At 37.4% G+C, this 13,374-nt stretch carries 12 protein-coding genes and 2 tRNA genes; 12 read left to right on the top strand and 2 right to left on the bottom strand.

The genetic code is table 11. From position 1 onward, the window contains the following. Positions 1-44 precede the first annotated feature (44 nt). Positions 45-257: a hypothetical protein gene (locus tag ABDJ41_RS02850; RefSeq protein ID WP_349784230.1), complete on the top strand. Its 213-nt coding sequence runs from the start codon at positions 45-47 to the stop codon at positions 255-257. Here ABDJ41_RS02850 and ABDJ41_RS02845 read toward each other — a convergent pair. Beyond that, a complete protein-coding gene (locus ABDJ41_RS02845) occupies positions 254-1,396 on the bottom strand; it encodes a putative sensor domain DACNV-containing protein (RefSeq protein ID WP_349784229.1) in 1,143 nt (380 codons plus the stop codon). The two genes, ABDJ41_RS02850 and ABDJ41_RS02845, sit on opposite strands and share 4 nt — an antisense overlap. A gap of 42 nt (positions 1,397-1,438) precedes the next feature. Here ABDJ41_RS02845 and ABDJ41_RS02840 point away from each other — a divergent pair, with 42 nt between their 5' ends. Together ABDJ41_RS02840 and ABDJ41_RS02835 are read left to right on the top strand one after the other, a co-directional pair. Further along, positions 1,439-2,101: a metal-dependent transcriptional regulator gene (locus tag ABDJ41_RS02840; RefSeq protein WP_349784228.1), complete on the top strand. Its 663-nt coding sequence runs from the start codon at positions 1,439-1,441 to the stop codon at positions 2,099-2,101. A gap of 100 nt (positions 2,102-2,201) precedes the next feature. Next, a complete protein-coding gene (locus tag ABDJ41_RS02835) occupies positions 2,202-3,431 on the top strand; it encodes a DUF2130 domain-containing protein (protein ID WP_349784227.1) in 1,230 nt (409 codons plus the stop codon). Here the strand turns inward: ABDJ41_RS02835 and rlmF are convergent. After that, entirely contained in the window at positions 3,428-4,333 is a 906-nt protein-coding gene (gene rlmF, locus ABDJ41_RS02830; RefSeq protein ID WP_349784226.1) for a 23S rRNA (adenine(1618)-N(6))-methyltransferase RlmF, read from the bottom strand. The two genes, ABDJ41_RS02835 and rlmF, sit on opposite strands and share 4 nt — an antisense overlap. A 105-nt stretch (positions 4,334-4,438) precedes the next feature. On the opposite strand from rlmF, the gene ABDJ41_RS02825 reads away from it, so the two are divergent. The 9 genes from ABDJ41_RS02825 (at position 4,439) to ABDJ41_RS02785 (ending at position 13,370) form a co-directional block, all read left to right on the top strand. After that, complete coding sequence (locus tag ABDJ41_RS02825) at positions 4,439-4,798, top strand: diacylglycerol kinase family protein (RefSeq protein WP_349784225.1); 360 nt, start codon at positions 4,439-4,441, stop codon at positions 4,796-4,798. Then, the gene (gene recO, locus ABDJ41_RS02820; RefSeq protein ID WP_349784224.1) at positions 4,788-5,513 is read left to right on the top strand and encodes a DNA repair protein RecO; all 726 of its coding nucleotides are present in this window, start codon (positions 4,788-4,790) and stop codon (positions 5,511-5,513) included. The genes ABDJ41_RS02825 and recO overlap by 11 nt, the downstream gene beginning before the upstream one ends. Before the next feature lie 127 nt (positions 5,514-5,640). Beyond that, positions 5,641-5,715: transfer RNA gene (locus ABDJ41_RS02815), tRNA-Val, on the top strand. Positions 5,716-5,764: 49 nt separating this feature from the next. Further along, positions 5,765-5,842 (top strand) — tRNA-Val (locus tag ABDJ41_RS02810). Between the two features lie 289 nt (positions 5,843-6,131). After that, complete coding sequence (locus tag ABDJ41_RS02805) at positions 6,132-6,695, top strand: RNA polymerase sigma factor (RefSeq protein WP_349784223.1); 564 nt, start codon at positions 6,132-6,134, stop codon at positions 6,693-6,695. A 61-nt stretch (positions 6,696-6,756) separates the two neighbouring features. Next, positions 6,757-7,641, top strand: coding sequence for an endonuclease/exonuclease/phosphatase family protein (locus tag ABDJ41_RS02800; protein WP_349784222.1), 885 nt, complete (start codon positions 6,757-6,759; stop codon positions 7,639-7,641). A 4-nt stretch (positions 7,642-7,645) separates the two neighbouring features. After that, entirely contained in the window at positions 7,646-8,554 is a 909-nt protein-coding gene (locus ABDJ41_RS02795; protein ID WP_349784221.1) for a glycerophosphodiester phosphodiesterase family protein, read from the top strand. 65 nt (positions 8,555-8,619) lie between these two features. Beyond that, positions 8,620-9,759: a FecR family protein gene (locus tag ABDJ41_RS02790; RefSeq protein ID WP_349784220.1), complete on the top strand. Its 1,140-nt coding sequence runs from the start codon at positions 8,620-8,622 to the stop codon at positions 9,757-9,759. Between the two features lie 158 nt (positions 9,760-9,917). Next, complete coding sequence (locus ABDJ41_RS02785; RefSeq protein ID WP_349784219.1) at positions 9,918-13,370, top strand: SusC/RagA family TonB-linked outer membrane protein; 3,453 nt, start codon at positions 9,918-9,920, stop codon at positions 13,368-13,370. Positions 13,371-13,374 lie beyond the last annotated feature (4 nt).

The raw sequence follows: 13,374 nt of genomic DNA, 5'->3' as shown, positions 1-13,374 counted from the left end.
CAATTTGCTTTCTTTCAAATACATCTACTAAAAATTTCAATAATATGTTAGTCAAACACTATTCGATCTTTCAGATTTTCGCAAGGCGAAAGGAAGATTATTCTGAACATTTGAAGAGCACGAATAAAGCAACGGAGAAAGAGAAAACAGAAAGATCGGAGTATCAGATAACCCATAAGGAGTGGATTAATGTAGACCGTATTGTCATGCTTACTCTTATTCTAGGCGTTATTATCGCTGCTATTATTTTTTCTTAAAGTAAAAGAGTGTCGATGCGATGAGCTTGTACCCTACTTTGTTGCGGAGACCATGTGTATATAGTAAAATGTCCATCCTGTGAAGCAACCAAAGCTGTAGCATCTCTTTGGTCATGAACAAATTGCGCAGCAGAAAGATGCCTGGTGCCACCCAATTTAGCAGGATGCATAACCTCCCCAGTTCCACCCAGTATAGGTTCAGAGAAAGATAATTCATCGATATTTTCTTTACCTTTTGCCCTACCGATCTTAGCACCAAAAGCAAGCAGTTCATACTCATTGCTAATAATTGTTGCACCATCAACTGCAGTTAATCCAGACAAGTGCTCCACCTCGCGTCTTAAAGCCGTTTGCCAGAAAATCTGACTAGCTTCTTTTCTATCCTGCTTTAACAGTTTAGACAATCCTGTAAATGATGGCATTACAGCATATTGAATAGGCTTAATAATAGATTGCAACCAATTGTTATTTACAGTCGGTACAACAAGCAGTGTACCTCCTCGACCATGTGCACGCATAGAAACAGCTAGCTGAATCATTACATTCACGGAATCATTCCAATATGAGGGAGCAGTAAGATCAAGCAAAGATAAGAGCATTGGCGGACAATCGGGCAAATTCGTATGGTCGCCATCCACCATTTTTACCTGATCGCCTTTAAGCACAGCAATATTTGTGAATTTTCCAAAACCATAAATTCTACGGTGCTTGATAACTAGTAAGGCTGGTTCTGAGACATCTAAGACAAAGCAAAAATTAGGAATACTTACCGTTGTTCCCCATACATATAGCTCTCCCTCTTCCATCCAAATACCCAAATGTATCCCTGCCCGTTCTACGCCTGGAGCTATTTTAGTTAATGTTCCTGGATTTAATTGTAAACGTTGTTTAAAAAGCAAAGGATTACCCGCTTGTTCAGGTGGCAAAAAAGCTAAAGATATTTTAGGAGAGTGTCCCTCTTCTTTTCTAAGACTGGCCCAAAAAGCAGCATCAATTATTGCTTCGACCACATTAGTCATTGGTAATGGTGCCAAATCCTCCTCACCATTTTCAGTAGCAGTCGCCAGATACTGTGAAAATATTGCCTCCACTTTTGGTGCAATAATTTTGGCGGCTTGATACGTTGTACGGTAAATCATGCTATAAAGTTAATTGAATTATTTATTATTTTATATTTGTACATGCTATCTTATACCGAAGAAAACTACTTAAAAGCATTACTGATGCTGAGCTTCAAAAATGAAGATCGCCCTGAAGCAGGCACAAATGAAATGGCAGCCTATCTAGGAGTTAAACCAGCAACAGCTACCGACATGCTTAAAAAACTGAAGGAGAAAGATTTGGTAAATTATCAGAAATATGGCAAAATTCTGTTAACTGAACTGGGTAGAAAAAAGGGGATGTCTATCTTACGGAAACACCGTTTATGGGAAACCTTTTTATATGCAAAACTGGACTTTAGCTGGGATGAAGTGCATGAAGTAGCTGAACAACTAGAACATATCCAATCAGAAAAACTTGTAAATAAACTAGAAGAATTCCTTGACTTTCCTGATTTTGATCCTCATGGTGATCCTATTCCTAAAGCCAATGGTGATTTCCCCATAATTAATAGGGTTTTACTGGCCGAAATCACAGTAGAAGAGAGGTGTCAGGTTGTAGCCGTTAAAGACACTTCTACTACATTTTTGCAATATCTTGAAAAATTAAATATTACTATAGGCACAAAAATTAAAGTTCTGGAAGTAATAGACTTTGATGGCTCTTTAAGCATCCAGATTGAAAACCAAGAGCCCAGAAGTGTATCGATGAAATTTGCTGAAAGTCTCTTTGTAAAGAGATAATATTAGATTTGTACTGTTTCTCCTTTTAATTCCAATAAATAATATGTCGACAGAGATAAAATGTCCTAATTGTTCCCACGTCTTCCCCATAGAGGAAGTGATGGCAGAAGAGTATAAAAAAGATCTTCGTGAAAAGATGGTTTCTTTTACCAAACAAAAGGACGAGGAATACAGTAAAAAACTGAATGAGTTTGCTCAACAGCAAAAGCAGCAGGAGCAGGCATTTGAATTTGAAAAAAAGAAGCAGGCTCAGCTTTTTGAAGAAAAGATGGAAGCTGAAAAGAAACAATTGCAAAAAGTTCTTGAAGAAAACTTACGTAAAAGCATCGCCTCTGACTTTGAGAACAAGCTACAAATGTTAGACAATGCCAATAAAGAAAATGAAGAAAGACTAAAACTTGCTCGTTCAAAGGAGCTGGATTTCTTAAAGAAAGAACAGGCTATGAAAGAGAAAGAAGCTGAGATGGAACTTGAAATTCAACGCAAGATACAAGAGCAGCGAGGAGAAATGGTTGAACAGATTCGTAAACAGGAAGCAGAAAAAACAAGCTTAAAAGATACTGAGCATCAATTACGTGTAAAAGAGCTCGAAAAACAACTTGATGACCAGAAGAAACTTGCTGAAGAAATGAAACGGAAAGCCGAACAAGGTTCTATGCAGTTACAAGGCGAAGTACAGGAACTTATCTTAGAAGAACTTTTACGTAACGCCTTCCCTTTCGATCTGGTAACAGAAGTTGGAAAGGGTGTTCGTGGTGCCGATTGTGTACATCATGTACGTAATCAGTTTGGCCAGGACTGCGGCAAAATCATTTACGAAAGTAAACGTACAAAAGACTTCTCGATGGAATGGATTGAGAAACTTAAAAAAGATATGCGGAGTATGGGTGTTGATGTCGCTGTAATTGTAACCCAGGTTTACCCTAAAGGAATGGACTGTTTCGGAGAAAAAGACGGGGTATGGATTTGCTCCTTTGATGAAGTAAAGGCTGTTTCTTATATCCTTAGGGATGGCATAGTTAAACTTTTCAGTGCAACTAAATCACAGGAAAATCGTGGGGATAAGATGCATATGCTTTATGACTATCTAACGAGCAGGGAGTTTTCTGAGCAATGGAAAGCCATCAGAGAAGGCTTCATGAGTATGAAATTGTCTATCCAAAAAGAACGTGATGCTATGGAAAGATTATGGAAAGCCAGAGAGAAGCAACTGGAAAAAGTAATGCTAAATGCAACCCACATCCGCGGATCTATTGAGGGCATTGCAGGTACAGACAATATACAGTTAAGTTTAACAGATGAGGATGACGAGCCTTTATTGCTTGATTAATCAATAAAAGTCCAGGCTACGAAACGGCTTATTTTCTGTCCTTGTGCCATTTCAATCGTTTTTATCCGGGCTACATCTGCAGTCTTTAAAGCGCTGTAAATGAAAGGCAGGCTTGCGCTTTTTGAAACCAGGCTACTAAACCATAAGCACTGATCTGCAATAGCTGTACTTTCTTCAATCATTCTCCGAACAAAGGCAACTTCCCCACCTTCACACCACAATTCAGCTCCTTGTCCGCCAAAATTAAGTACCTGTTCTTTCCCCCTTTGTTTACCCAGATTATGCAGCTTCCTCCGGGTACCAGATTGCGCTTCTACAGCAGAACTATGAAATGGTGGATTACACATACTAAAATCAAACCGCTCTCCCGGTTTAACAATACTTTTAAAAATATGCTGCTTATTATGTTGCTGCCTGCAGCTTATCTCATCTTTCAATTGTGGATTAACCGATATAATAGCTCTGGCAGACTTAATTGCTATGGGATCTAAATCTGAACCTACAAAACTCCACCCATATTCCTGATGGCCTATAATCGGGTAAATACAATTTGCTCCTACTCCAATATCCAGACCCTTTATGTGTTTCCCTCTGGGAATTATACCTCCATTACTTTCTGCAAGCAGATCTGCTATATAATGAATGTAATCAGCTCTGCCGGGTATAGGCGGGCAAAGATAATTTGCAGGAATATCCCAGGTCGAAACTCCATAAAAATGCTTTAAAAGAGCTTTATTTAACATTTTTACCGCTAAAGGATTAGAAAAATCTATAGACTCATCACCATGAACATTGGTAGCTACAAATGGATATAAATCAGGCAAACTTTTAATCAGTTCAGGAAAATCATATCTGGACCGGTGTTTATTTCTAGGATGAAGGATGTTTTTTTCTACAGACATTCGTTTATGAAATTGAGCAAAGGTAAACGTTTTATGGAAACTTGGATATGTAAGAAAGCATGAGTTACTTTGTATAATATAGTTATCGCAAGCAATTCAGAGGATATGAGGAAGTTTATAAAAGGTTTTAGCTATGCATTTGCCGGATTGGTCTATGCTTTTAAAAGCCAGCTTAATCTCAAAGTCCACGCCCTTAGCGCTTTCGTAGTTAGCTTAGCAGGTTATTGGTTTAAACTATCTTATTCAGAATGGTTGTGGATCATTGCTTCCATAGGAATTGTTTTAATGGCTGAGCTGCTCAACACTGCAATAGAGAAATTGGTAGATCTTGTTTCCCCTGAGATACATCCAAAAGCAAAAATCATTAAAGATGTGGCAGCAGGCGCTGTACTTATTGCGGCCATTACTGCAGCAGGTATAGGTCTGGTTATTTTTATTCCAAAAATACTTCAATATGCTGCATAAAACCAGAGGTATTGTTTTAAAAACAACTTTATACAGCGAGAGTAGTGTTGTTGTACAAATTTTCACAGAGAAGTTTGGCATACAATCGTACATGATTAATGGGGTAAAAAAACCAAAGGCAAAAATCAGAATGAATATGCTGCAACCTTTACATCTGGTTGAAATGATTGTTTATTACAAAAGCAATACAAGCATACAACGCGTTTCTGAACTTAGGCCTGCTCCTATTTTTAGGAGCATTCCTTATGATATCATTAAAAGTACTATCATTCTTTTTTTAAATGAGGTACTATATAAAAGTATCCGTCAACAAACTACAGATGAGTATTTATTCGATTTCATCTTTAATTCAGTATGCTGGTTTGATGAATCTGAAGAATTGAATGTAAATTTCCACCTTGCTTTCCTACTTAAGCTTTCCCGCTTTTTAGGATTTGCACCAAGTACACAAACCAAGAGCGATCAAAGTTATTTCGATTTACAGGAAGGTGAATTTAAATCGTCAATTCCTGTCCACCCTTATTTTCTTAATAAATCCGATGCTCTGCTCTTCATTTCTTTATTTTCCATGCCTTTTGAAAAAATAAATGAAATAAATATGGAAAACCAAACCAGACGAAGCATACTTGATAAAATACTGGTTTACTACACCTTACACACAGCTTCTTTTGGAGACATTCGCTCACATCAGATATTAGAAGATGTTCTTTCATAAAAAAGTTCATCTTTTTTTGCAAAAATGATTTAAGGATGTATATTTGCAATCCCAAATCGAGGGGATCCTTGATAAAGAATTACAGCAAAGTTCAGCTGGTTTTTAAGAAACAAAAGAACATACCAAAGGGAGATTAGCTCAGCTGGTTCAGAGCACCTCGTTTACACCGAGGGGGTCGGGGGTTCGAACCCCTCATCTCCCACTACCAAAACAGCCGCTTAGCTGTTTCAAAATAAAAAAAGCACAACCAAGGGAGATTAGCTCAGCTGGTTCAGAGCACCTCGTTTACACCGAGGGGGTCGGGGGTTCGAACCCCTCATCTCCCACCAAGAAAAACCGTTTCTATAACCTGGAAACGGTTTTTTTTTACGCCCCAACTATGCAATTATTTCCAGTCAAAATGTATAAATTCAAGTCAACAACCATTCATTCACACTGGTTTTAAGTCAATCAAATTGTTTCTTTCATTTCGATTTATATTTCTTATACTTGCTTTATGTTTCGTTTTTCGATTAACCAAATATAAAAACCGAAATAAAGGAGAGCAGGCATTCATGTTTTATTTGTTAACATGATGTTAAACATAGCTTCAAGGACTTTATTTAATTTAGGCGTCCAATGAACAGCGAGAAAGAAGACATTCAATTAGTTAAAGAAATTAACGAGGGTTCTATCAAAGCCTTTGAAATAATCTATTCCCGTTACTCTGAAGCTGTCTATTATACTATCTACAAAAAACTAAAAAACAAGGACGATGTAGATGACGTATTTCAGGATTTCTTTTCTTCTCTCTGGAGAAAAAGAACCTCCTTAAATGTTAAGACATCATTTAAAGCATGGTTGTTTACTGCTTTAAGAAATCATATTCTAAATCACCTCCTCCAGGCCAGCACTCGTGAAAAAAACATGGTGATTTATACAAACACCTATTCAGAAGAAGACCATGAGTTTAAGGGCAAAATGGAAATCCTTGATCTACCTCAACTCGTAAACAATGAAATAAATCGTCTACCTGAAAAAATGCGTACCGTATGGACTTTAAGAAAGGAACAAAACCTGTCTATTTCCGAAATATCTGAGCAATTAAAAACCTCAGAACAAACTATTAAAAATCAACTCAGCACCGTTACTAAAAGACTAAAAAGCTTTTTAACAAAAGTTCAACTATTTTTATTCTTCTAATAGTACCATCCTATAATGGCTTTGTCTCTTTATACAAAGAACCAATAAACTAATTATAAGAATGAGACGATCAACTGCTGTTATTTTTTTTATATGTCTTCTAAGTCAGTTTTCTACAATGGCACAAAGTTCAAAAAAGTCTGAACTGCTTAAAGTTGCCAGTTTTAATATTCAGTACGACAATTCTAAAGACAAAGTAAACACCTGGGTTAAAAGATTACCAGGTGTAGCCAAAGTATTTAATAAATATCAGTTCGATATTGTAGGCGCACAAGAGCCATACCTTAGCCAGATCAATGGGATACTGGAATTAATCCCGGGCTACACTTATATTGGTATCAACATCTTAGGTGGCACGGATATTTTAAACAGGCATTACACCCCTATTTTTTATAAGAAGGATAAATTTGAAGTACTAGACTGGGGCACCTATTGGTATTCTGAGACCCCTGATACTCCGAGTAAAGGCTGGGATGCTTTCTCCATGAGAATTTGTACCTGGGCAAAATTCAAAGAAAAAGAAAGTGGCACAGAATTCTATTTTTTCAACAACCACTTAGATCATAAAGGTGTTAAAGCACGTCAGGAAAGTGTACAGTTGTTGCTTACAAAAATCAAGGAAATCGCTAATGACTACCCTGTAATTGCAACAGGAGATTTTAACCTGAATCAGCATCATGCCAACTACGCCACGCTAAATAACTCAGGTCTTATAAAAGACAGCTATCATCTGGCAAAAAACCGCAGAAATAGTGAGATGACAACCTATAATGGTTACAATCAAGACCTTACCGGCTCCAATCGTATAGATCACCTTTTTGTTTCTCTTAACCCTGCAATAGAAGTCAGGAGCTACCGTATACTTACAGACATGCTGAAAGGTATTTATCCTTCAGACCATTTCCCTGTAATGCTTGAAATAAACATACCAACAAAAACCAAATAAGAATATGAGATTTAGAAACAGTATCTGCAGCTTATTAGCTCTGCTTGTATTGGCATCATGCAGTATTAGTAAAAAAAACAAACCGTCAGCTACTCAATTTGATTCCCAGGGACACCGTGGTGCCAGAGGCCTAATGCCCGAAAACACAATCCAAGGCATGTACCATACCATTGACTTAGGAACAAAGACACTAGAAATGGATCTTCAGATCTCAAAAGATAAAAAAGTAGTGGTTTCTCATGATTCATACATGGGTTTTAAATTCTGCACTACGCCAGAAGGGAAGGAGATGACTTCCAAAGATGGTTATTCAAGATTATTGTACAATATGTCATATGATAGCATCCGCAAATATGATGTAGGCCTTAAACCACATCCTGATTTCCCTAAACAGAAAAAAATGGCGGCTTATAAACCTTTATTATCTGAGCTAATAGACTCGACAGAGGCTTATGCTAAAATTAAGAAACGCACTATTTACTACAACATGGAGATTAAAACTAATCCTGAATACAAAGGGAAAGGTCACCCTCCAGTAAACGAATTTGTAGATCTGGCAATGAAGGTTATACTTGATAAAGGCATAAAAAGCCGGACCATGATTCAATCATTTGATGTAAATGCATTAAAAATAATTCATTCCCGCTATCCCGGCGTTAAAACTTCCTTCCTGGTATTTAAGTCAAATACAAAATCAATAAAAGACCATATAGCAAGTCTGGGTTTTAAACCAGATATATTTAGTCCTCAATATGATATAGTTACACCCGAATTAATAAAAGCTTGTCATGATGAAAAAATCAAGGTTATTCCCTGGACTGTTAACGATCTTGATGGTATTAAAAAGTTAAAAAGTATGGGCGTTGACGGAATCATATCTGATTATCCTGATTTGTTTAATCTTGCAAAATAAATAAAGACTATCAATAGTACTTAGGTCAGCTCGCTTTGTCTCTTTGTATATAAGCCAATAAAGCCGTGAAACATCAATTAGAAAAACTAGTAAAGAAATATCTGAATGGTCAATGTTCCGAAGAAGAACGCAGACAGGTAGAAGATTGGTATGAACAGCTAAATGAAGATGACGGAAGAGCTTTTTCAGCTTGGACTGACAAAAACACAAACCTAAAAGACAGCCTGTTAACTAAAATAACAATTGATAAAAAGCGAAGAACCAGAACTTTGGTCTTCTTAAGAGCCGCTGCCGCAATTATCATTCTAATCAGTATTGGTATTTTATTTAAGTTGAGTATAAAAGAAACTGATAGCAAGAAAGACTTGTTACAATATGCAACTTCAGAAAACATCAATATAAAGGGGCTTAAAGAAACGCACCTCATAATGGATAAAAGCAACAGTTTCACTTTAAAAGAAAATGCGGGAATCGCTTATAAAGGAGATGAATTGCTTATAAATAACAATTCAGAAAAACGGGCTGATCAAAAACTAAAAATGGATGAGCATGGTTACAGTACACTTGTTGTTCCCTATGGCCGTCGGGCTGATGTGTTATTAGCCGACGGTAGTCGGGTTTGGCTCAATTCGGGATCACGTCTGGTTTACCCAAATGCTTTTAAGGGCAGCAAACGAGAAGTATATCTACAAGGCGAAGCTTTTTTTGAGGTATCACATAATAAAAAACAACCTTTTCATGTATATGTTAAAGATGTTGATGTAAAAGTACTAGGCACCTCTTTCAATGTAAGGGCCTATTCAGATGAAAAAAACTTAAAAACCACGTTGGTAACGGGAAGTGTAGAGCTATCTGCCGAACATAACAAAAATGTAGCTCGTCTGATTCCCGGACGAATGGCCTCTTATGAAAATGGAAGTCAGTTTAACATCCATACAGTAAACACTGAAATACAGACCTCATGGAAATCAGGTTACTTGTTTCTCCGTAACGAACCGCTTCAAAATCTCCTTAAAACCTTGGAAAGATATTACAATGTACCTGTAATACTGGAAGACAATGAAGAAAACAGGTATTTTTCAGGGCGTTTAACCTTGCAAAATGATGTAAAAGAAGTTATTGAAATCATCGCATTAACAACTGGTTACCATTCATTAAAGACAGAAAGGGGGTGGTTGCTAAGAAAGATAAATAACCAGGAATAAATAGAATATTTAATAAAAAGGCGAAAGATGCGCTAACATCTTCCACCCATAATTCATTTAATTAACCGTTTCAATTAATTAAAACAATCACCTAAATTATGCAAAAAACAGGCATAAGCCAACATTTTCTGAAAAGAAGATATAAGCTCCTATTGCACATGATCAAGCTTGTCACCATCTTAACGTTTATAAGTATTCTTACTGTATATGGAAAGTCCTATTCACAGAAGCTTACTATAAATATAAAAAACGCGAAAATAACTGAGGTTTTTGAACAGATTCAAAAAAAGAGTGATTATAGGATTTTTTACGAGGAAGCATACATCGCAAAAATCAATAACAAAGCACTTAACTTAAACCTTGTTCAAAAAGCAGTATCAGAAATTCTGGATATTGCACTTAAAGAGTCTGGTTTTACCTATAGGATTATCGGCAAACAAATCACGGTATTCCCAATACCCAAATCTGCGGCTAAGCCCACGGTAAGTATCAGACAGGAAACACCAGGTCTGCTTACAGGTAAAATCTTAGATGAAAAAGAAGAACCAATCCCTGGAGCAACAGTACATGTTATAGAACTTAAACGTACCGTGTTGGCCAATAACAATGGAGTATATAATGTATCTCTCCCTACTGGCACTTATACCGTAGAAATACGATACATGTCCTTTATTACACAAACCCGGAAGGAAGTCAAGATCACTTCCGGCAAAACCACAACTATTGATATACGTCTACAACCCGAAACCAAAAAACTCAACGAAGTAATTGTAACTGCACTCGGCATTGAAAGAGAAGAAAAAGCGCTAGGTTACGCAGCACAAAAAATAGATGGAAAAGAAGTTTCCGATTCACCAACAAGCAACTGGCTAAATGCGTTATCCGGTAAAGTAGCAGGCTTAAACCTGAACAAGATTGGTGGTCCTTTAGGCACAAGTGATGTTGTTTTAAGAGGTGACAATGTACTTGCTTTAGGAGGCAGCGGCGCACTGATTGTGGTAGATGGTATCCCGATCAGCAGTTCACAAACCGGAACAGGAGACGGACCTATTATCGGCTCTGATAGTCCAGTTGATTTTGGCAGCTCATTAACCGACCTCAATCCTGAAGACATTGAAAACATTTCTGTTTTAAAAGGCCCTGGTGCTGCTGCACTTTATGGTTCAAGAGCTTCTAATGGAGCAATTATTATTACTACAAAGTCTGGCAAAAAAACACCTGGGCTAGGTATCTATGTCAGCAGCCATTTCACTTATTATGAAGTCAACAATTATCCAGATTATCAATTCGAATATGGACAAGGTACAGTTGGACAAAACTGGTATTCATACTTAAATAGTGTTGACGGAAATAGCACCAGAGGAACAACTGGAGCATGGGGACCACGTTTCTTAGGGCAACCTTATTTCCAGTTTCATTCGCCTTATGATACAGATATGTATTCAAACCCTATTACAGCACCAAGAACAGAGCGTGTACCATGGGTAGCGAATAAAGAAGCCTATTCAGGATTTTTTAAACCCGCCATAACACAGTATAACTCTGTTGCAATAGCAGGAGAAGGGTTCAGGGCATCTGCAGCATATCATAAAAACGAATGGATTATTCCAAATACTGGTTTCGAACGTATGTTACTTTCACTATCAGGAAACCGTAAAATATCTTCCCGCATTACATTAAACGGAAAAGCAAACTATACCCGCAAATTTACAGATAACCTTCCAAGTCAGGGGTACAATAACCAAACAGTTATGTACTTCATGATTCAGCAGGTTCCCAATGTGAACATAGACTGGTATAAACAAAGATGGATGCCAGGATTGGAAAACATCCAGGAGTTCTCTCCATTCTGGAGTGGCTTAGACAACCCTTATGTTGTTGCCTATGAAATGACGAATGCCAGTGACCGCCATAACATGATAGGAAGCTTACAGGCAAGCATGCAAATAAATAACAATCTTGATTTCAGTTTACGCTCCGGAGCCGACATGAGCTACGAATTCCGTTCTCAACAACGTCCACAGAGTACTTACCGCTGGAAAGAAGGTATGTATAGACAACAGAATGTATTCCGCATTGAATCCAATACGGATTTCTTACTGAAATATAAAAACACCTTACCTGGAAGAATCAAGTACACAGTTAGTGTTGGCGGAAATCAACGTTATAACGACTATAAATACGACAATATGATGGCCGACAGGTTAACATTACCTGGTGTTTATAACATTGCCAATAGTCGCGATCCTGTTGTTCCAAGAAGTGACAGACAGAAATTTATGGTGAACAGTTTATATGGTTTTGCTAATTTCGATTATAGAGGCAAAATCTTCCTGGAATTAACTGGGCGTAACGACTGGTCTTCTACCCTACCTATTCACAATTCATCATTCTTTTATCCAAGTGTAAATACAAGCTTATTGCTAACAGAAATACTAACGCTTCCAAAATGGATTTCTTTTGCTAAAGTACGCGGTTCCTTTGCTTCGACTGGTGTAGATTCAAAAAGTCCTTATGCTTTCTTAAATAACTATGGACAGACAGATTTCCCAGGTTCTTTAACTACTCCCGGAACAATGCCGAATTCAAATTTAAAACCTCAGTTTACTGACGCTTATGAAACCGGTTTTGATTTAAGGTTATTTAAAAACAGATTGAGTTTAGATGTAGCAATTTATAAAGGAAGTACACGCAACCAGATTATCAATTTGCCAGTTGAACCATCAAGTGGGTATACTTCAGCAATGACTAATGTGGGTAAAGTAGAAAACAAAGGGATTGAAATTCAGCTAAAAGGAACACCTGTTCAAAGCAATAGCGGCTTAAAATGGGACGTAAATGTGAACTTTGCAGCCAATCGCAATAAGGTCGTAGATGTTGCATCTGCATTAGGCGCTGAGAACAAATTAAATTTATATCAGATTTCATGGGCAAATTTATACTTAGTTGCAGAAGAAGGTAAAGCATTAGGACAATTGTATGGCCTTGGATTTAAACGTTCTCCTGATGGACAAATGATCTTTAAAAATGGTTTGCCGGTATATACTGATGAGATTCAAAACTGGGGCAATACCAACCCCGATTTTACAGCCAGTTTAAAAAACAGCGTAAGCTGGAGAGGTGTTACCGCCTCTGTTATGCTTGATGCAAGAGTGGGCGGTAAAATGATGTCTTATTCGCACGCTACCCTATCCCTTGGTGGCAAGCTGACCAACTCTCTTCCTGGTCGCGAAAATGGCATTATTGGGAAAGGCGTGGTAGAAAATGCTGACGGTAGCTTCTCTGCAAATACAACCAGAGTTCCTGCTGCTTTGTACTATGCTCAATACTATAATTATACTGTCATGGAATCCAATTTATTCTCTTCTTCATTTTTAAAACTAAGAGAAGTTAGTGTGAGCTATAAAGTGCCAAAGAAGTACATAAAATGGCATGCCATAAAAAATGCAAGCATAGCACTTACTGGTCGAGATCTATTGATTTTCTCAAAATTCCCACTCTTCGATCCAGAAACCGCCACACTGAATAGTGCACAGGTATTGCCAGGTATAGAGATTGGGCAATTCCCATCAACGAGATCTTTTGGTGTTAGTTTAAATATTGAGTTTTAATTAT

The organism is Pedobacter sp. ASV1-7 (genome assembly GCF_040203335.1).
Classification (GTDB): Bacteria; Bacteroidota; Bacteroidia; order Sphingobacteriales; family Sphingobacteriaceae; genus Pedobacter.
This window is presented reverse-complemented; position numbering and strand designations above follow the sequence as displayed.